The sequence below is a fragment of the Labrenzia sp. VG12 genome (assembly GCF_002237595.1).
GTDB lineage: Bacteria > Pseudomonadota > Alphaproteobacteria > Rhizobiales > Stappiaceae > Roseibium.
Genome location: NZ_CP022529.1, coordinates 2,907,769 through 2,926,049, shown reverse-complemented (window position 1 = coordinate 2,926,049; position 18,281 = coordinate 2,907,769). Strand labels below are relative to the sequence as shown.

The following is an 18,281-nucleotide window of genomic DNA, read 5'->3' as shown; positions in this document are numbered from 1 at the left end:
GTGGACATTCTCGGTACCGCTCTGCCTGCGCTCGCCCAGGCGTCAGAGATGATCTTCCAGCCCGCGGTCCTCGGCTACCTCGTGCTCGGCGTGGTCATGGGGCTCTGCATCGGCGTGTTTCCCGGCCTTGGCGGCATTGCCGGATTGTCCCTGCTGCTGCCCTTCATGTTCGGCATGGACCCGGTTCTGGGTCTCGCCCTGATGATCGGCATGGTCGCCGTGGTGCCAACCTCCGACACGTTCGCGTCCGTTCTGATGGGCATTCCAGGCTCGTCGGCCTCGCAGGCAACCGTTCTGGACGGCTTTCCGCTCGCCAAGAAAGGGGAGGCGGCCCGCGCGCTCTCCGCGGCGTTTGCCTCGTCTCTCTTTGGCGGCCTTGTGGGCGCTGCTTTCCTGACCGTCTTCATTCTGGTCGCCCGGCCGATCGTGCTGGAATTCCGAACGCCAGAACTTCTTATGATCACTCTGTTCGGCCTTTCCATGGTCGGCATTCTGGCGGGCCAGGTGGCGATCAAGGGGATTGTTGCCGCGGGTCTTGGCCTGATGGTGGGCACGATCGGCGAAGGCGACAGCGCCGGTGCCTTGCGCATGGCCACCTACGACATGCCCTATCTCACCGACGGGCTGAAGCTGGTCATTGTCGGTCTCGGCATTTTTGCAATTCCGGAAATCGTTGCGCTGCTGCGTCAGGACCGCGCCATTGCCGAGCGCTCCATGCTCGGCGGCGGCTGGCTGCACGGCGTGCGTGACTGGTTCTCCAATATCTGGCTCAGCATCCGCTGCTCGCTGATCGGCGTGACTGTCGGTGTCATCCCGGGTCTTGGCGGCTCGGTGGTCGACTGGATCGCCTATGGCCACACGGTCCAGACATCCAAGGACAAATCGAAATTCGGCAATGGCGACATTCGCGGCGTGATCGGGCCGGAAAGTTCCAACAACGCCAAGGAAGGCGGCGGACTGGTACCGACGCTGCTGTTCGGAATTCCGGGCTCCGGATCGATGGCCGTCTTCATCGGCGCGGTTGCGTTGCTCGGGTCAGGCTCGATCGAAGTCGGTCCGTCGATGCTGAAGAACAATCTCGATGTGACCTATGCCATCGTCTGGCTGCTGGCGCTGGCCAATGTCGTCGGCACGATCATCTGTATCCTGGGCTCCGGCGGCATTGCGCGGCTGACGACCATTCCGTTCGCGCTGTTGGCCCCGTTCCTGTTCATGATCATCTCCTTTGCCGCGTTCCAGTCGGGCCAGAACCTGATGGATCTGGTGGCGCTGTTTGCCATTGGTCTGCTTGGTATCCTGATGCGCCGGTTCGACTGGTCCCGTCCAGCCTTCCTGATCGGCTTCGTCCTGTCCAACCCGGCAGAGACCTATACCAACCAGGCCGTTCAGATTGCGCAATCCCGGTTCCGCAAGGGCTTCGAAGAGGGACTGGAATATATCTTCTCGCCGATTGTCATCGTCCTGATCATCATCACGGTGATCTCGGTGGTGGTCGGTCTGCGCCAGTCCAAGAATATCCGCGCGGAAGGCGAGGTGCCGCATGGCACCAAGAGGGCGCCGCTGATCTTCCTGCTCGCCATTTTGGGCTACCTGGCCCTTGCCTTCACCAACGCGTCGCTGATCCCGGACTATGCATCGGCGGACCGCGTGTTCCCGCAATTTGTCGGCCTCGTCTCGATCGTCGGCTGCCTGATCCTCCTGTTCCGGATGCGCGGAAGCTCGGAACAGGACCCGCTTTTCTGCGACAGTGAAGCCGGAAACTCGGAGGACAACCGGCACGGCCTGTGGCGGACGCTGGCCTGGTTCGCCGGCTTGCTGATCCTGACCTCGCTGGTCGGCTTCATCCTGGCGCTGGCCGTGTTCCTGGTGGCATTCATCCACTTCCGGGCAGGGCGCAGTTGGGGATATGCCGGTCTTTACGGGGCCTGCGGCATCGCCTTCATGTGCGGCATGGCCTGGCTGCTCAACCGCGACTTTCCGCCGGGCCTGCTGCAGTCCTTCGTCAAGCTGCCCTGGCCGTTGACCTGAGGAGCAGGTCATGGCGCTGAAGCTTCTCTGTCTTGCCGGTGACGGCATCGGTCCGGAGATCATGGTGGCCACCCAAAAGGTGGTCGCCGCTGCGGCCGCATGCCATGGCCTGGACCTGCAGTTTGAAGACCGGGAGATCGGTTTTGCCGCGCTTGAGGCGCAGCACTCCACAATCCCCGAGAGCGTGATCGAGGCAGCAAGGGCCGCCGACGGCGTCGTCCTCGGACCTGTCTCGCACAACGCCTATCCTCCGCGCGAAGCGGGCGGGCTCAATCCCTCCGGCGTGTTGCGCAAGGAGCTGGATCTCTTTGCGAACATCCGGCCGGCAACAAGCGTTGCCGGGTTGCCGACGCCGACGGGAGCCCCGGTCGACCTGGTGATCTTCCGGGAGAACTTGGAAGGCTTTTACGCGGATCGAAATCTTCATTCCGGACCGGGTGAATTCATGCCGGTGCCGGGCGTCGCCATGGCCATGCGCCTGGTCACCCGGCATGCAAGCGAACGCATCGGGCGAGCCGCCTTCGCTAATGCTGAGCGTGAAGGCCGCAAGCGGGTGACGGCGGTTCACAAGGCCAATGTGCTGCGCACAAGCGACGGTCTCTTTCTGGAGGTCATTCGCGAGATCGCTGCTGACCACCCGGACATCGCTTATGACGAGGTTCTTGTCGATGCGGCAACGGCCTTGCTGGTCCGGGATCCCTCCCGCTTCGACGTCATCGTCACCACCAACATGTTCGGCGACATTCTCTCGGACCTCGCAACGGAACTTGCCGGGGGGCTTGGCCTTGCCGCCTCTCTCAATCTTGGACCGCACCACGCCGCGGCCCAGGCCCAGCACGGCTCCGCTCCGGACATCGCAGGCCAGGACAAGGCCAATCCGACCTCGCTGATCGGCTCTGCGGCCATGCTGATGGCGCAGCTTGGCTGCCCGCCGGTCGCCCTGTCGATCCAGACAGCGCTGACAGAAGCGCTGTCACGACCGGCAACGCGCACCGCCGATATCGGCGGTCCTCTCGGCACAACAGCCTTCACAGACAGTGTCATCGATTTGCTTCGGGAGACGGATGAATGATCCAGACATCAACCCCCTTCATTTTCATGCGCGGCGGGTCGTCGCGCGGGCCCTATCTGCGGCGCAAGGATCTGCCGGAAAATCTCGACGACCTTTCCAATGTGCTGACATCAATTGTCGGGGCAGGCCACCCGTTCAATATTGACGGGATTGGCGGCGGCACGGCTGTGACCACCAAGGTTGCGATGTTGTCCAGGTCGGACGACGACTGGGCCGATGTGGACTATTTCTTTGCCCAGGTCGGTGTGGAGGAGAAGCTGGTCGACTACAAACCCTCCTGCGGCAACATCTTGGTCGGCGTCGGTCCGGCGGCCATCGAAATGGGTCTCGTCGAACCAACCGGTGATGTGACCGAGGTGAAGATCCGCGCCGTCAACACGGGCTCGCTGGTCTCCGAACTTGTCCAGACCCCGGGCGGTGCCGTTCAATATGATGGCGAGGCGGCCATTGATGGCGTGCCGGGCACGGCCGCACCGATCGAGCTGCGGTTCATGAAGGTGGAAGGCAGCGTGACCGGGGCCCTGTTCCCGACCGGCCAGAAACAGGAAATCATCAACGATGTCGCCGTCACGTGCATGGATGTTGCCATGCCGATGGTGATCGGGCGTGCGGCCGATTTCGGCATAACGGGAACGGAAAGCGCCGCCGAGCTGGACGCCAACAAGGATCTTTTTGCGAAGATGGAAGCGATCCGTCTCATCGCGGGCGAGCGCATGGGGCTTGGCGATGTCAGCAAATCGGTAATCCCGAAATTCGGGCTGCTGGCCCCGGCACAAGATGGCGGATCGGCCCTGGTGCGCTATTTCATGCCCTGGAAGTGTCATCCGACGCTTGCTGTCACGGGATCTCAGTGCCTGGCCTCGTGCCTTCTCGCTCCCGGAACGATCGGGGAGGGGCTGCTTGACGGGCCGGCAACAGCTCCGGTCTTGCTTCAGCTGGAACACCCGATGGGCAAGATGGAAGTCGTGATCGATTATGACATCGACGGGGATACGTTTCTGGTGAAATCGGCGGGCCTGCAGCGCACCGCGCGCAAGCTTGCGACCGGAGAAGTCTTCATTCCGGGGACGGTCTGGACCCGGAACTGATACGCGGTTTTTGAAGGAAAACGAGGAGAACGGAATGGGGACGGAATATGATGCACATATCGAAGCGGCCGTCCTGGCTCTTCAGATTGCGCGCCAGCAGATCGCGGATGAGATCCGTTCATATCCGACGCCCGTTGCCGGATGCGATGTTGATTACAATTCGCTCTTGTCGAAGCGGACGCAGCTGACCCGCGCGCTGGATGTTCTCAACCGGGAGATCTTCGTGCCGACCCCGCGCACGCTCGTCGACGGAAGTGGTGTGGAAAGCCGATGAAAGTTCATATTCTCGACGACTGGTTCGACACGCTTCGCAGTCTGCCCTGCTTTGAAAAGCTTGCTGCCCATGACGTAACGGTCTGGACCGATCATGTGGCCGATCCGGTAGCTCTTGCCGCGCGGCTCCAGGAGGCCGAAGCGCTGGTGCTCTTTCGGGAACGCACGAAGATCACGGCGGAGCTGCTCGAACAGGTGCCGAAACTGAAACTGATCTCTCAGCGCAGCGTCTATCCGCATATCGATGTGGAGGCCTGCAGCCGCAATGGTGTGCTTTTGTGTTCAAACATGCATGCAGGCACACCGTCTTATGCGGCGGCTGAAATGACGCTCGCGCTGATGTTGTCCAGTTATCGCCAGATCCCCGAGCAGGTTGCCTCAATCCGCCGTGGGGAGTGGCAAATGGGGGTCGGCCGAACGATGCGGGGACGCACGCTCGGGCTCTATGGCTATGGCCGCATCGCCAAGGCAGTGGCAACCTATGCCGAGGCCATCGGCATGAAGATCCAGTGGTGGGCTTCTAAGAGCGGCCGCGAGCGGGCGATCGCAGACGGGGTAAACGTTGCGCCGAGCCGCGAAGCGTTCTTTGCAACATCGGATATCGTCAGCCTTCATGTGCGGCTGAAACCGGATACGCGCGGCATCATCACGGCGGAGGATCTTGCCGCCATGCAGGCGCGCGCCCTTCTGGTCAACACGTCGAGATCGGGATTGATTGCGCCGGGCGTTCTGGAAACGGAAATTGCGAAGGGCCGGATCTTTGCAGCCGTTGATGTCTTCGACACCGAGCCTTTGACCGACACCGCCCATCCGCTTCTGACCCATCCCAACGTCCTGCCGACGCCCCATGTCGGCTATGTCACCGAGGACGAATTCGACCTTCAGTTTTCGGACATTTTCGACCAGGTGAATGCCTACGCGGAGCGCGCGCCGATCCACATGATCAATCCCGAGGTCTGGCAGACGGCTTGAGTGCTCCCAGGGCCGGGCCTTTCGGAAGCCCCCTAAGGCGGTCCGCGTTGCGGACCGGGGCCGGACAGGTTTGCGCGTGCTCGCAGGCACTCCCGAAAGACAGGTGCGGATTTTTCCATGAGATCCATCTTGACATTTTGGAACGTTCCAATAACTATGCCTGAAAATTGGAACGTTCCAAAAAAGATCGCTCGGGAGGAATGAATGCGTTGGGGACTGATTGGCGCGAGCCGGATTGCATCCAGCTATGTGATCGACGCGATCCGCGTGCAGCCGGGTCTGGAGATCCAGTCCGTCCTGAGCTCGGATGCATCCCGCGGCGAAGCCTTTGCGCGGGATAACAACATCCCCGATAGCTATACGGATCTGGATGCGTTGCTGGCCGATGACAGCATCGGTGCGGTCTATATCTCCACGACCAACGAGAAACACCATCCCCAGGCCCTGGCGGCGATTGCCGCCGGCAAGCATGTGCTCTGCGAGAAACCTCTGGGCATGACGCTGGTCGAGGCGGTCGAGATGGTGCGGGCCGCGGAGGACAAAGGCGTCGTTTTCGCGACCAATCACCATCTGCGCAATGCCGGGTCGCATCTCGCCATCCGCGACCTGATCGCCTCCGGCCGCATCGGCAAGGTCCTCAGCGCGCGGGTCTTTCACGCGGTTAATCTGCCCGAACACCTGCGTGGCTGGCGCATCAATGATGCGTCGGCAGGCGGCGGCGTCATTCCGGATATCACCGTTCACGATGCCGACACGATCCGCTTTCATCTCGCCGAAGACCCGATTGATGTGATCGCCAAGGCCGGGACGTCCGGCATGGGCGAAGGTGTCGAGGACAGCGTGATGTCGGTCTGGTCGATGCCTTCGGGCGCAATGGTGCAGACCCATGAAAGCTTCACGCACGGCTTTGCGGGGACCGGGATCGAATTTCATGGAACCGATGGCTCGATCTTCGCGCGCAATGTCATGACGCAGGAGCCGGTTGGTACGGTCAAGCTGGTGGATGCCAATGGCGAGACCGACGTCGCTTACGACACCCACAATCTCTATCACCGCGCACTTGGTCTTTTTGCCGGCGCCGTCGCCGGCAGCGGCCGTCCGTCTGCCGACGGGGCGGACGGCGTGAAGTCGCTTGCCGTAGCTCTGGCCGTTCGCGAGGCGGCCCGCTCGGGCAAAGCCGTCGACGTCGACTACGGAGGGTTTTGAGCCATGGCGTCCAAGATCGTCTCCATGGACGACGCTGCCGCCCGCATTCAGGACGGCGCGACGGTTACCGTTTCCTCTTCCTCCGGCCTCGGGTGCCCCGACCGGATCCTTCAGGCCATCGGCGAGAGGTTCGACAGGGAAGGGCACCCGAGGAACCTTACCACGCTGCACCCGATTGCAGCCGGCGACATGTACGGCATCAAGGGCATCGACCACATTGCCAAGGACGGCCTCTTGTCGACGATCATTGCCGGGTCCTATCCGTCCGGTCCCTCTTCTCTGCCGATGCCGGGCATCTGGCAGATGCTCGTGGAGAACCGGGTTGCCGCCTATAACGTACCCTCCGGCATTCTTTTCGACATGCACCGTGATGTGGCAGCGCGCCGTCCGGGTGTCATGACAAAGGTCGGTCTCGACACGTTTGTCGATCCGATCCGCCAGGGCTGCGCCATGAACGAGGTGGCCGCCGAGCGGCCCATCGTCAACCGGCTTGAGCTTGGCGGTGAGACCTGGCTGCATTTCCCGAACATCGTTCCGGACGTCGCCATCATCCGGGCGACAACCGCGGATGAGAACGGCAATCTGACCTACGAGCACGAAGGCGCCTATCTGGGCGGGCTGGAGCAGGCGATTGCCGTGCGCAACCACGGCGGCCTTGTCATCGCGCAGGTCAAGCGGGTGACGGCTGCCGGCTCGCTGCGGCCCCACGATGTGCGTGTGCCCTGCCACCTGGTGGATCTGATTGTCGTCGATCCGGACCAGCGCCAGACAACCGAGACCGACTATGATCCGGCGATCTCCGGCGAGATCATGCGGCCGTGGTCCAGCTTTTCCCTGGCCGAACACGGCGTGGAAAAGATTGTTGCGCGCCGTGCAGCCATGGAGCTGAGTGCCGGTCAAACCGCCAATCTCGGCTTCGGCATTTCCGCCATGGTGCCGCGTGTGCTGTTGGAAGCCGGTCAGGAACAGGCGGTGACCTGGGCGATCGAGCAAGGCGCGACGGGCGGCATGCCGCTCACCGGTTTCGCCTTCGGCTGTGCCTCCAACGCCGACGCCTATATGCCGTCGCCGCAGCAATTCACCTATTTTCAGGGGGGCGGCTTTGATGTTTCCTTCCTGTCCTTCCTGGAGATCGATCTCGACGGCAACGTCAACGTTTCCAAGCTGGGCAAGAAACCCTATCTGACGGCCGGTTGCGGCGGATTTGTCGATATCACGGCCAATGCGCGCAAGATCGTCTTCTCTGGTCTCTTTGAAGCGGGCGCCGAACTCGAGCTGACCGACGAGGCTCTGACCGTCAGGAAACCGGGCAAGTTCACCAAGATGGTCGACGAGGTCGAGCATGTGACCTTCTCCGGCCGCCGGGCGCGGGAGCTCGGCCAGGATGTCCTTTATGTCACCGAGCGCTGTGTCATCCAGCTGACCGAGTCCGGTCTTGTTGCAACCGAGATCATGCCCGGCATCGATCCCGCCCGCGACATCGTCGATGCCTCCAGGGGACGGGTTCACCTCGCCAACACCTTGAAGGAAATGCCGAAGTCGCTTCTGTCCAGCGGCAGGATGGAGCTGAGCCTTTGAGTGCGCTGCATCTTTTTCGCCATGGCGCAATTGCCGAGCTGAAGCTGGACAACCCGGCCAAGCTCAATGCGTTCACGCTGGACATGCTGAGAGCGCTCGAAGCCCACTGCGATGAGCTGGAGCGCGACGCGTCGACCCGCGCGGTGGTGATCACGGCAGCCGAAAGCAAGGCGTTCTGTGCGGGGGCTGATATTCTGGAATGGGCGGAACTCGGCCCGTTTGATTTTGCCCGTCACTGGGTGCGGGAAGGCCACCGCGTGTTCGACCGCCTGGCGCGTCTTTCCAAGCCGACCGTGGCGGCCATCGGCGCACATGCCTTTGGCGGTGGCCTTGAATTTGCGGCGACGGCCGATATCCGGGTCATGGCGCCCGGCGCAACGCTCGCCCTGCCGGAAGCCTCGGTCGGCATCGTTCCGGGCTGGTCCGGCACGCAGCGCCTCATCCGCCTGATCGGTGAGCCGATGGTCAAGGAAATGGCTCTGTTCGGGCGCCGGATTTCTGCCGAGCGGGCACATGCCGCCGGTTTTGTGGCGGACATCGCCGAGGATCCGAACGAAGCAGCCTTCGACATGGCGCACAAGCTGACTGCAAAGTCCGGCCGCGCCGTCGAGGTTGCCAAATACATGATCCATGCGGCCGTCAATGAGGACCGCAGTGCCATGATCGAGGCGCTCGGCTCCGGGATGATCAGCCCGACAGATGATCGCAACGAAGGCGTTGCCGCCTTCAAGGACAAGCGCAAACCGAATTTCTCCGGAACCCAGTCATGAGTGAATTGAACGTCGTATCCATCAGCGAAGCCAAGCTCCCGGCCGAGCCTTTTGTCGCCCGTCACCTGATTGACGGCGACTGGTGCCAGAGTGCGGATGGGGCCACCTTTGAACGTGTGTCTCCGTCCCATGGCAGCCTCGTCACGGTCGCTGCCAGGGGCGGCGCCGGCGATGTCGATGCCGCTGTCTCCGCCGCACGCCGCGCCTTCGACAAGGGGAACTGGTCTCAGACCAGCGGCAAGGACCGGGCGACGCTGCTTTTGAAGGTGGCCGATCTGATCGACCGCGACCGGGAACGCATCGCTCTTCTTGAAACGCTGGAATCCGGCAAGCCGATCAGCCAGGCGCTGGCCGAAATCGAAGGGGCTGCGGATATCTGGCGATACGCTGCCTCGCTGGCCCGCACCATGCATGGTGAGAGCCACAATTCGCTTGGCAGCGACTTTCTCGGCCTGGTGTTGAAAGAGCCGATCGGTGTTGTTTCGATCATCACGCCGTGGAACTTCCCGTTCCTGATCGTCTCCCAGAAACTGCCCTTCGCGCTTGCCGCTGGCTGCACGGCGGTCATCAAGCCCTCGGAGATGACGCCGGCAACCACGGTGATCCTCGGCGAATTGCTGCTGGAGGCCGGCCTGCCGGCAGGCGTTGCCAATATTGTTCTGGGTTATGGCGACCCGGTCGGGGCCGCGATGACCACCGACAAGCGGGTCGACATGGTGACGTTCACCGGCTCGACAGCCGTCGGCAAGGCCATCGTCAAGGCCGCCGGGGATACGCTGAAGAAAGTGTCGCTGGAACTTGGCGGCAAGAACCCGCAGGTCATCTTCCCGGATGCGGATCTCGAAAGCGCCGTCGATGCTGTCGCGTTCGGCGTCTATTTCAATGCTGGCGAATGCTGCAATTCCGGCTCCCGGATCATCGTGCACGAGGACATCGCCGAAGAGTTTCTGAAACGGACGGTTGACCTGTCCAGGAAGGTGCCCTTCGGCGATCCGCTGGACACATCGACCAAAGTCGGCGCGATCATCACACCTGAACATCAAAACAAGATCGATAGCTATGTTCGGGATGCGAGCAAGACCGGAGCCAGTGTCCGGTTGGGCGGGGAGCCGCTGTCGGTTCCCGGCCTGACCGGACAGTTCTACCAGCCGACCGTGATCGCCAATGTCGAGAGCCACATGCCGATCGCCCGCGAGGAGGTCTTCGGGCCGGTCCTGTCGGTGTTGACCTTCAAGACGCTGGAGGAGGCCATCGCGCTGGTCAACGATGCCGATTATGGCCTGTCGGCAGGTGTCTGGAGCGAAAACGTCCACACCTGCCTGGAGTTCGCGCGCAAGGCGCAGGCGGGAACGGTCTGGACCAATACCTGGATGGACGGCTTTGCCGAACTGCCTTTCGGCGGCGTGAAGGAAAGCGGGCAGGGCCGAGAGCTCGGCAAATACGGTCTCGACGAGTTCCTGGAAGCCAAGACCGTGACCATGCGGATTGGCCGGACGCGGGAGCCCTGGGTGTCGTAATGAGAACCCTAACCCGAAATCGAGAACGGACCCTCGGGCTGGAGAAGAACCTGCATCTTCTCCATCGGGGCACCGTCGATCCTGTCGAGAAGGACCTTTGCGATCGCCCGTCCGGTGGCGCGAAGATCCTCGTCGATGGTCTCGATTCTCGGGCGGAAATGATTGGAGATCGGCGAGGCGCGCTTGGCGACCACGTCGACTTCGTTGCCGGGCGTCAGGCCCATGTCGCCGAGATAGGCCAGCGTGATCAGCGCCATGACCTCGCCGACGCAGACATAGCCGTCGGGCGCGTTGGCCGACGCATGGAGGGCACGCAGCTTGGCGGCGATCTCGTCGGGTTCGGTATCGAGATCGATGTCATCGGGGACCGTGAGCTGGACACCGTGCGTGATCGCGGCCTGACGGGCGCCGAAGCGCAGGTGCTGACCGAATGTGTACCGCTCGTTGGGCATGACGATGCAGATGTGGCGCCGGCCCTTCTGGGCGAGCCGTTCGATGGCCATGCGCACAAAGGCCTCATTGTCGAAATCGACGAAGGGGTGCGGCGTGGTGAAATCCGTCCGGCCATGGGTGGCGAACGGAAAGTCGTGCTCCAGGAGATAGCGGACACGTTCGTCGAAACACTCGGTCCGGGTGAAGACGATGGCATCGGCCAGAGAGTGCCGGCGGATGTTGCGAATGACCTCCAGCCGATCGGAGGAGAGCCGGTCGGCGGTGATGTTGATGGCATAGCCGGTGCCGGCAAGGCCCTCGCTCATGCCGCCGAGAAATTCGGAGGTGAAACTCAGGAATTCGTGGCGGGTGTTGAGCAGCAGGCTGATCACCTTGGTGCGGCCGGTGCGCAGGCGCTGGGCGGCGCGGTTGGGAACGTAGCCCAATCTGTCGGCAACGGCGGCAATGCGTTTGCGGGTGGCTTCGGCAATTCTGGGATCGTCGGCAAGGGCGCGCGAGACCGTGGTGACCGCAACACCGGCTTCGGCTGCAACCGTGCGCAAGGTGGGACGCGATGCCGGTTCGGCGGCGCTAGTGTCTTCGGAATCCAAGGTTTTTCGCGTCATGCCCGTTCACTTCAACAACAGCTTTTTAGCCCAGATTGCGATTCAAGTCTAATCCGGGAATTTAAAACGTTACAACTTGAAAACGTGCTGCGCTGCAAAATTGGCGCTGATCCCATAATCATATGTAAAAGAACAACAAAACTTTTTCCGAAACCCATGCTGAATTTCATTGACACCGATCCAGTTTGCAACGTTACAATAGACGTTGCGTTAAGATCGGGATGCCAGTGTCCGGCACCCGTGATATCTTGAAATGCGCTAAGGGAGGAAGACCATGCGTAAACTATCGATGATGACGGCTGCAGCTGCCCTGTTGGCGGCGAGCACCAGCGTTCAGGCAGAAGACGTTGAGGTTCTGCACTGGTGGACGTCCGGCGGTGAAGCTGCCGCACTGAACGTTCTGAAGGATGACCTGCAGAGCCAGGGCATCGGCTGGCAGGACATGCCGGTTGCCGGTGGCGGCGGCACCCAGGCCATGACCGTGCTGCGCGCACGCGTCACCTCGGGCAACCCGCCCACCGCCGTGCAGATGCTTGGTTTCGACATTCTCGACTGGGCCGGTGAAGGCGCTCTCGCCGATCTGAACATCCAGGCTGGCCTGGAAGGCTGGGACGACGTCGTGCCGGCTGCCCTTCAGCAATTCGCAAAGCATGACGGCAAGTGGGTGTCCGCTCCGGTGAACGTGCACTCCACCAACTGGGTCTGGGCCAACAAGGCTGTACTCGACGAACTCGGCATTGCGGTTCCGACCACCTGGGACGAGTTCGTTGCAGCCCTGGAAAAAGTGAAAGCGTCCGGCAAGACTGCAATTGCACATGGTGGTCAGGCTTGGCAGGACGCGACCGTGTTCGACGCTGTGGCCATGTCGACCGGTGGTCCGGAATTCTACAAGAAGGCCTTTATCGATCTCGATGAGGAAGCTCTTGGTTCCGATACCATGAAGGAAGCCTTTGACCGGATGGCCGTGATCCGCTCCTATGTGGATGACAACTTCTCCGGCCGCGACTGGAACCTGGCGACCGCCATGGTGATCAACGGCGACGCAGCCTTCCAGATGATGGGTGACTGGGCAAAGGGTGAATTCCTGAATGCCGACAAGGTTCCGGATCAGGACTTCCTGTGCTTCCGTTTCCCGGGCACGCAGGACCAGGTGACCTTCAACGCCGACCAGTTCGCGATGTTTGCGCAAGGCTCTGAAGTCGGCAAGGAGCAGGCTGCTCTGGCAACCGCAATCCTGTCGCCGAGCTTCCAGTCCGCGTTCAACGTGGTCAAGGGTTCGGTGCCGGCACGGACGGACGTTTCCGACGAAGCGTTTGACGCTTGCGGCAAGAAGGGCATGGCCGATCTGAAAAAGGCTGCCGACAGCGGCAACCTCTACGGCTCCATGGCACATGGTCACGCCAATCCGGCAGCCGTGAAAAATGCCATGTACGACGTCATCACCGCTCACTTCAACGGTGAGTATGACAGCGCGACCGCTGTCGACGAGCTGGTGACCGCCGTCCAGATCAACAAGTAAGAACCTCCCAACGAGAGCGGTGATCCGTCACCGCTCTCACCCTGGGGGTGGGGACTGACCATGTCTATTTCTGAAACGGCAAACCCGCGCGGTTCCGCTGTTGACAGACTGCGTGACGCATTGCCCAAACTGGTGCTGAGCCCGACCGTCGCGATCGTCGCGATCTTCGTCTACGGCTTCATCTTCTTCACGCTTTACCTGTCTTTCACCGACAGCCGCATTCTGCCCAGCTTCGGATGGGTCGGCTGGCAAAACTACGAGAACCTGTTCAAGATCAGGGCGTGGGATACCGCCGTTTCAAACCTGATCGTCTTCGGTGTCCTCTATATCGTGATCTGCTGCGTACTCGGGCTGCTGCTTGCCATCCTGCTTGACCAGCGGATCCGTGCCGAGGGTTTCATCCGGACGATCTATCTCTATCCGATGGCGCTCAGCTTCATCGTGACCGGCGTTGCCTGGAAATGGTTCCTCGACCCGGGCATCGGCATTGAGGCGGTGGTCCAGGGCTGGGGCTGGACCAGTTTCGAATTCAACTGGATCAAGGATCGCGAAATGGCGATCTACACGATCGTGATCGCCGCGGTCTGGCAGACGTCCGGTTTCGTGATGGCCATGTTCCTGGCAGGCTTGCGCGGTATTGACAGCGAGATGATGAAGGCCGCCCAGATTGACGGCGCCTCGACCTTCGCGCTCTACCGCCGGATCGTCATTCCGCAGCTGCGACCTGCCTTCATGTCGGCCTTCGTGGTGCTCGCCCATATGGCGATCAAGTCCTATGACCTTGTGATCGCCCTGACCGGCGGTGGCCCGGGTACGGCCACCGAACTGCCCGCGACCTTCATGTATTCCTACACCTTCACCCGGAACCAGATGGGCATCGGTGCGTCTTCTGCCGTGATCATGCTGATGACGATCGCTGCGATCATCGTGCCCTATCTCTGGTCAGAGCTGAGGGAGAAAAAGTGATGGCGACTGCATCCTCCAACACCCGCTCCTTCAGCGCAGGCCGCGTCATTCTCTATGCGCTCCTGGCCCTGTTCTGCATCTATTACCTGCTGCCGCTCTATGTCATGGTGGTGAACTCCCTGAAACCCCTTTCGGAGATCACGGCCGGCGGCATGATGGCACTGCCGCAGGACTGGACACTCGCACCCTGGCTGAGCGCCTGGTCGACGGCCCAGGTCGGCGTCGAGGCAACGGGCCTGCGACCCTATTTCCTCAACTCCATCCTCATGGTGGTGCCGGCCGTGGCCCTGTCGACCCTGGTCGGTGCGCTGAACGGCTATGTCCTGACCAAGTGGGCCTTCCGCGGATCGACCGTCCTGTTCGGCCTCCTGCTGTTCGGCTGTTTCATTCCGTTCCAGATGGTTCTGATCCCGATGGCCCGCATGCTCGGCCTGATGGGGCTGGCCGGGTCGGTGCCGGGGCTGATCTTCGTGCACTTCGTTTACGGGATCGGCTTCTCGACGCTCTATTTCCGAAACTACTATGCAGCGTTCCCGACAGAACTGGTGCGGGCGGCACAGATCGATGGGGCCGGTTTCTTCCGCATCTTCTATCGCATCCTGCTGCCGTCCTCCGGACCCATCGCCGTGGTCTGCATCATCTGGCAATTCACCAACATCTGGAACGACTTCCTGTTCGGTGCGTCCTTCTCGGACTTCAACAGTCAGCCGATGACCGTTGCGCTCAACAACCTGGTGCAGTCCTCCACCGGCGTGAAGGAATACAACGTCCATTTTGCCGGCGCGATCATGGCCGCGCTGCCCACCTTGCTCGTCTACATCGTGGCGGGCCGATACTTCGTCCGTGGCCTGATGGCCGGCTCAGTTAAAGGATAAGACCATGGGCTTTCTCGACATCAAACAGGCGACCAAGTCCTATGGGTCCCTCCAGGTCCTGCACGAGACCAACATTTCCATCGAAGAAGGCGAGTTCCTCGTTCTGGTCGGTCCGTCCGGCTGCGGCAAGTCCACGCTCTTGAACATGATCGCCGGTCTGGAGGACATCACCTCCGGCGAGATCGCGATCCGCGACCGCAGCATGAACGGGGTCAAGCCGGCCGACCGGAACATCGCCATGGTGTTCCAGTCCTACGCGCTCTACCCCAACATGACGGTTGCCGGAAATATCTCCTTCGGCATGGAGATGCACGGCATCGCCAAGCCGGAGCGTGAAAAGCGCATCGCCCAGGTGTCCGATCTTCTTCAGATCAGCCATCTCCTCGACCGCAAACCGGGCCAGCTGTCGGGCGGTCAGCGGCAGCGCGTTGCCATGGGCCGCGCGCTGGTGCGCGAGCCGGATGTCTTCCTGTTCGACGAACCGCTCTCCAACCTGGATGCCAAGCTGCGCGTCGACATGCGCACGGAAATCAAGAAGCTGCACCAGAAGCTCGGCACGACCATCGTCTACGTGACCCACGACCAGATCGAGGCGCTGACCCTGTCGACCCGCATTGCAGTGATGTTCGGCGGCTATGTGCAGCAGCTCGGCACGCCGAAGGAAATCTACGACAATCCGGCGAACATGTTCGTCGCCGGTTTCATGGGTTCGCCGTCCATGAACCTCTTCCCGGCGAAGGTGACAGCGGTCGACGGCAAGCCGGCCGCGGAAATCAACCTTGCCAACGGCAACAAGGCAGCGGTGCCGTTTGCCAATGACACGCTCGGGTCCAGCATCGGCCGGGACATCATTCTGGGCATTCGCCCGGAAGCGATCACCGACAAGGATGGCGCGGACCGCAATTCCAAGGCCGTCCATATGGTCGAGGCACCGGTCGAAGTGACGGAGCCGGCAGGGTCCGACACGTTTGTCGTTACCCAGATCGGTGGCAAGGATGTCACCGGGCGGTTCCGTGCGGATGTCGCGGTGAGTGCGGGGGATGTGTTCCCGTTCGCGTTCAACATGGAAAAGGCCGTTGCCTTCGATCCGGAAACGGAAAACCGGGTCGCCTGACATCATGAACGACGCGCCGGACATCGTGATCATCGGGAGCGGTATGGGCGGCGCGTCGCTGGCAGCGGGGCTGGCCTCGTCCGGTGCCCGCATCGTCATCCTGGAACGGGGTCACCAGATCCCGGACGATGCCCCGGCGCGCGATCCCTGGCGCATCTACACCAACAGCGCCTTCCGCTCCAACGAGACCTGGCTGGATGAAGACGGCGAGGCCTTCGAACCCGGCAACTACTACAACGTCGGTGGCAATTCGAAACTCTACGGCGCCGTCCTGCTGCGCTATCGGGCCGAGGATTTCAGCGCGCTGGAGCATTTTGACGGGATGTCACCCGCCTGGCCGTTTCCCTATGAGGAGCTGTCGCCCTGGTATGATGCGGCCGAGCAGCTGTTCCAGGTGCGCGGCGACGCGCAGTCCGATGCCACCGAACCACCGCATGGACAGCCCTATCCGTTTCCACCGGTGCCCGATGAAGAAGCGATCCGGGTTGCAAGACGGCGCCTGGAACGGGTCGGCACGAAGCCCTTCAGCCTGCCGCTCGGGGTTGATATCGACCGCTGGCTCGATGCAGGACAGACCGGCTGGGACGGCTATCCCGATACCCGTTGCGGCAAGATGGACGCAGAAACCTGCTCTTTGAGAACGGCGCTGGCCCACGACAATGTCAGCCTGATCACCGGGGCGCAGGTGACAGAGTTGCGCACCGGCTACAAGTCCAGCCGCATCCATGAGGTTCACTACAGGAAGGACGGCGAAGACCATTGCCTGACACCCGGCGTGGTCGCGCTTTGTGCCGGCGCGGTGCAATCGGCGGCGCTGTTGCTGCGCTCCGGTGTGGCCAACCTCTCCGGTTATGTCGGCCGCTGTTTCATGAACCACAACGCGACGGCAATGATCGCCATCGACCCGCGGTTCAAAAACACCTCCGTCTACCAGAAGACCTTTGGCCTGAATGACTGGTATCTGGACGATGGCGAAGACGGCAAACCGCTTGGCAATGTCCAGCTTCTGGGGCGGGTTACGCCGGACATCCTGAAGATCCAGGTGCCTCACCTGCCGAAATTCGCCGCCCGCTGGATTTCCGGTCACGCGCTGGATCTCTATCTCATTTCCGAGGACCTTCCCGACCCCGAAAGCCGGGTCGTCTTGAAGGACGGCAAGATCCAGTTGATCTGGCAACGGTCCAACATGACCGCACACCGGAAACTGGTTGAAAAGACCAGGGAAACGCTGAAGGACGCTGGTTTCCCGGTGGTGCTGTCGCGGCTGTTCGACGGGCGTGTGCCGTCGCATCAGTGTGGAACCGTGCGGCTTGGAAACGACCCGGCAACGTCTGTTCTCGGGCCCGATTGCCGGTCCTGGGACAATCCGAACCTGTTTGTCTGCGACGCCGGCGCCCTGCCGACCTCGGCCGCCGTCAATCCGGCTCTGACGGTAGCGGCGCTGGCGCTGCGCACTGCGGAAACGATCAAGAAGGACCTGGCAGCATGACGAAGGTCGCGCTCGTCACGGGCGGTCAAAGAGGTATCGGTCTCGGCATTTGCGAAGCGCTTCTGGCAGCTGGCTACAAGATCGCGCTGATGGCGCAGGTCGCCGAAGATGATCCGGATGTCATCGCGGCCCTGGAACGGCTTGGCGGTGGGACGGCGTATTACCAGCATGACCTTCAGGACATTGAAGGGCATGCGGCCGTGCTGGACCGGGTCGAGCAGGAGCTGGGACCCATCTCGACCCTTGTTTCGAATGCGGGCGTGCCGGCCAAGATCCGGGGCGACCTCCTTGATCTCCGGCCGGACAGTTTCGATTTTGTCATGGGCATCAATCTGCGCGGAGCCTTTTTTCTGGCGCAGGACGTTGCGCGGCGCATGACCGGCCGTGAAGCCGACAGCTACCGCTCGCTGATCTTCATCACCTCTGTCAGCGCCACCATGGTGTCCATCGAGCGAGCCGAATACTGCCTGTCCAAGGCCGGGGCCGCGATGATGGCGGAGCTCTTTGCCGTGCGTCTGGCGCCTCACGGCATCGGGGTGTTCGAGATCCGTCCTGGCATCATCGAAACGCCGATGACCTCGGGTGTGAAAGACAAATACACCGCGCGCATTGAAGACGGCCTGGTGCCGGCGGCCCGTTGGGGGCAGCCGGAAGATATCGGCAGGACGGTGGTTCCGCTTGCCGACGGGCACATGGCCTTTGCCACGGGCACGACCATCAAGGTCGATGGCGGGCTTTCGATCCCACGCCTTTGAG

General features: G+C 61.8%; 16 protein-coding genes. 15 read left to right on the top strand and 1 reads right to left on the bottom strand.

Going from position 1 to position 18,281, the window contains the following annotated elements:
- The 9 genes from CHH27_RS13650 (at position 1) to CHH27_RS13610 (ending at position 10,504) form a co-directional block, all read left to right on the top strand.
- Positions 1 to 2,028 carry a tripartite tricarboxylate transporter permease gene (locus tag CHH27_RS13650; protein ID WP_094072083.1) on the top strand — a complete coding sequence of 676 codons (2,028 nt, stop codon included), beginning with the start codon at positions 1 to 3 and terminating at the stop codon, positions 2,026 to 2,028.
- Between the two features lie 10 nt (positions 2,029 to 2,038).
- A complete protein-coding gene (locus CHH27_RS13645) occupies positions 2,039 to 3,100 on the top strand; it encodes an isocitrate/isopropylmalate dehydrogenase family protein (RefSeq protein WP_094072082.1) in 1,062 nt (353 codons plus the stop codon).
- Positions 3,097 to 4,188 carry a 4-oxalomesaconate tautomerase gene (locus tag CHH27_RS13640; protein WP_094072081.1) on the top strand — a complete coding sequence of 364 codons (1,092 nt, stop codon included), beginning with the start codon at positions 3,097 to 3,099 and terminating at the stop codon, positions 4,186 to 4,188. The genes CHH27_RS13645 and CHH27_RS13640 overlap by 4 nt, the downstream gene beginning before the upstream one ends.
- 34 nt (positions 4,189 to 4,222) lie before the next feature.
- A complete protein-coding gene (locus CHH27_RS13635; protein WP_094072080.1) occupies positions 4,223 to 4,462 on the top strand; it encodes a hypothetical protein in 240 nt (79 codons plus the stop codon).
- A complete protein-coding gene (locus CHH27_RS13630; RefSeq protein WP_094072079.1) occupies positions 4,459 to 5,433 on the top strand; it encodes a D-2-hydroxyacid dehydrogenase family protein in 975 nt (324 codons plus the stop codon). Before CHH27_RS13635 ends, CHH27_RS13630 begins: the two co-directional genes overlap by 4 nt.
- A gap of 204 nt (positions 5,434 to 5,637) precedes the next feature.
- Positions 5,638 to 6,639, top strand: a complete 1,002-nt coding sequence (locus CHH27_RS13625) for a Gfo/Idh/MocA family protein (protein WP_094072078.1) — start codon at positions 5,638 to 5,640, stop codon at positions 6,637 to 6,639.
- A gap of 3 nt (positions 6,640 to 6,642) precedes the next feature.
- Positions 6,643 to 8,217: an acyl CoA:acetate/3-ketoacid CoA transferase gene (locus tag CHH27_RS13620; RefSeq protein ID WP_094072077.1), complete on the top strand. Its 1,575-nt coding sequence runs from the start codon at positions 6,643 to 6,645 to the stop codon at positions 8,215 to 8,217.
- A complete protein-coding gene (locus tag CHH27_RS13615) occupies positions 8,214 to 8,987 on the top strand; it encodes an enoyl-CoA hydratase/isomerase family protein (protein ID WP_094072076.1) in 774 nt (257 codons plus the stop codon). The genes CHH27_RS13620 and CHH27_RS13615 overlap by 4 nt, the downstream gene beginning before the upstream one ends.
- The gene (locus CHH27_RS13610; RefSeq protein ID WP_094072075.1) at positions 8,984 to 10,504 is read left to right on the top strand and encodes an aldehyde dehydrogenase family protein; all 1,521 of its coding nucleotides are present in this window, start codon (positions 8,984 to 8,986) and stop codon (positions 10,502 to 10,504) included. The genes CHH27_RS13615 and CHH27_RS13610 overlap by 4 nt, the downstream gene beginning before the upstream one ends.
- Before the next feature lie 8 nt (positions 10,505 to 10,512).
- On the opposite strand, the gene CHH27_RS13605 is transcribed toward CHH27_RS13610, so the two are convergent.
- Positions 10,513 to 11,562 carry a LacI family DNA-binding transcriptional regulator gene (locus CHH27_RS13605; RefSeq protein ID WP_094072074.1) on the bottom strand — a complete coding sequence of 350 codons (1,050 nt, stop codon included), beginning with the start codon at positions 11,560 to 11,562 and terminating at the stop codon, positions 10,513 to 10,515.
- A gap of 274 nt (positions 11,563 to 11,836) precedes the next feature.
- On the opposite strand from CHH27_RS13605, the gene CHH27_RS13600 reads away from it, so the two are divergent.
- Genes CHH27_RS13600 through CHH27_RS13575 form a run of 6 tightly spaced genes read left to right on the top strand, consistent with a single transcriptional unit; the run spans position 11,837 to position 18,280 of the window.
- The gene (locus tag CHH27_RS13600; RefSeq protein ID WP_094072073.1) at positions 11,837 to 13,081 is read left to right on the top strand and encodes an ABC transporter substrate-binding protein; all 1,245 of its coding nucleotides are present in this window, start codon (positions 11,837 to 11,839) and stop codon (positions 13,079 to 13,081) included.
- A gap of 60 nt (positions 13,082 to 13,141) precedes the next feature.
- The gene (locus tag CHH27_RS13595; protein ID WP_198338422.1) at positions 13,142 to 14,047 is read left to right on the top strand and encodes a carbohydrate ABC transporter permease; all 906 of its coding nucleotides are present in this window, start codon (positions 13,142 to 13,144) and stop codon (positions 14,045 to 14,047) included.
- A complete protein-coding gene (locus CHH27_RS13590; protein WP_094072072.1) occupies positions 14,047 to 14,922 on the top strand; it encodes a carbohydrate ABC transporter permease in 876 nt (291 codons plus the stop codon). The genes CHH27_RS13595 and CHH27_RS13590 overlap by 1 nt, the downstream gene beginning before the upstream one ends.
- 4 nt (positions 14,923 to 14,926) lie before the next feature.
- Positions 14,927 to 16,036: an ABC transporter ATP-binding protein gene (locus CHH27_RS13585; RefSeq protein ID WP_094072071.1), complete on the top strand. Its 1,110-nt coding sequence runs from the start codon at positions 14,927 to 14,929 to the stop codon at positions 16,034 to 16,036.
- A 4-nt stretch (positions 16,037 to 16,040) separates the two neighbouring features.
- Positions 16,041 to 17,525, top strand: coding sequence for a GMC oxidoreductase (locus CHH27_RS13580; protein ID WP_094072070.1), 1,485 nt, complete (start codon positions 16,041 to 16,043; stop codon positions 17,523 to 17,525).
- The gene (locus CHH27_RS13575) at positions 17,522 to 18,280 is read left to right on the top strand and encodes a 3-ketoacyl-ACP reductase (protein WP_094072069.1); all 759 of its coding nucleotides are present in this window, start codon (positions 17,522 to 17,524) and stop codon (positions 18,278 to 18,280) included. Before CHH27_RS13580 ends, CHH27_RS13575 begins: the two co-directional genes overlap by 4 nt.
- The last annotated feature ends 1 nt before the right edge of the window (position 18,281 follow it).

What these genes read in the sequence shown, in the direction of transcription:
- CHH27_RS13595 (WP_198338422.1), top strand. Translation starts at nt 13,142, where the DNA reads ATGTCTATTTCTGAAACGGCAAACCCGCGCGGTTCCGCTGTTGACAGA.
- CHH27_RS13575 (WP_094072069.1), top strand. Translation starts at nt 17,522, where the DNA reads ATGACGAAGGTCGCGCTCGTCACGGGCGGTCAAAGAGGTATCGGTCTC.
- CHH27_RS13585 (WP_094072071.1), top strand. Translation starts at nt 14,927, where the DNA reads ATGGGCTTTCTCGACATCAAACAGGCGACCAAGTCCTATGGGTCCCTC.
- CHH27_RS13640 (WP_094072081.1), top strand. Translation starts at nt 3,097, where the DNA reads ATGATCCAGACATCAACCCCCTTCATTTTCATGCGCGGCGGGTCGTCG.
- CHH27_RS13580 (WP_094072070.1), top strand. Translation starts at nt 16,041, where the DNA reads ATGAACGACGCGCCGGACATCGTGATCATCGGGAGCGGTATGGGCGGC.
- CHH27_RS13630 (WP_094072079.1), top strand. Translation starts at nt 4,459, where the DNA reads ATGAAAGTTCATATTCTCGACGACTGGTTCGACACGCTTCGCAGTCTG.
- CHH27_RS13610 (WP_094072075.1), top strand. Translation starts at nt 8,984, where the DNA reads ATGAGTGAATTGAACGTCGTATCCATCAGCGAAGCCAAGCTCCCGGCC.
- CHH27_RS13645 (WP_094072082.1), top strand. Translation starts at nt 2,039, where the DNA reads ATGGCGCTGAAGCTTCTCTGTCTTGCCGGTGACGGCATCGGTCCGGAG.
- CHH27_RS13635 (WP_094072080.1), top strand. Translation starts at nt 4,223, where the DNA reads ATGGGGACGGAATATGATGCACATATCGAAGCGGCCGTCCTGGCTCTT.
- CHH27_RS13590 (WP_094072072.1), top strand. Translation starts at nt 14,047, where the DNA reads ATGGCGACTGCATCCTCCAACACCCGCTCCTTCAGCGCAGGCCGCGTC.
- CHH27_RS13605 (WP_094072074.1), bottom strand. Translation starts at nt 11,562, where the DNA reads ATGACGCGAAAAACCTTGGATTCCGAAGACACTAGCGCCGCCGAACCG.
- CHH27_RS13620 (WP_094072077.1), top strand. Translation starts at nt 6,643, where the DNA reads ATGGCGTCCAAGATCGTCTCCATGGACGACGCTGCCGCCCGCATTCAG.
- CHH27_RS13600 (WP_094072073.1), top strand. Translation starts at nt 11,837, where the DNA reads ATGCGTAAACTATCGATGATGACGGCTGCAGCTGCCCTGTTGGCGGCG.
- CHH27_RS13625 (WP_094072078.1), top strand. Translation starts at nt 5,638, where the DNA reads ATGCGTTGGGGACTGATTGGCGCGAGCCGGATTGCATCCAGCTATGTG.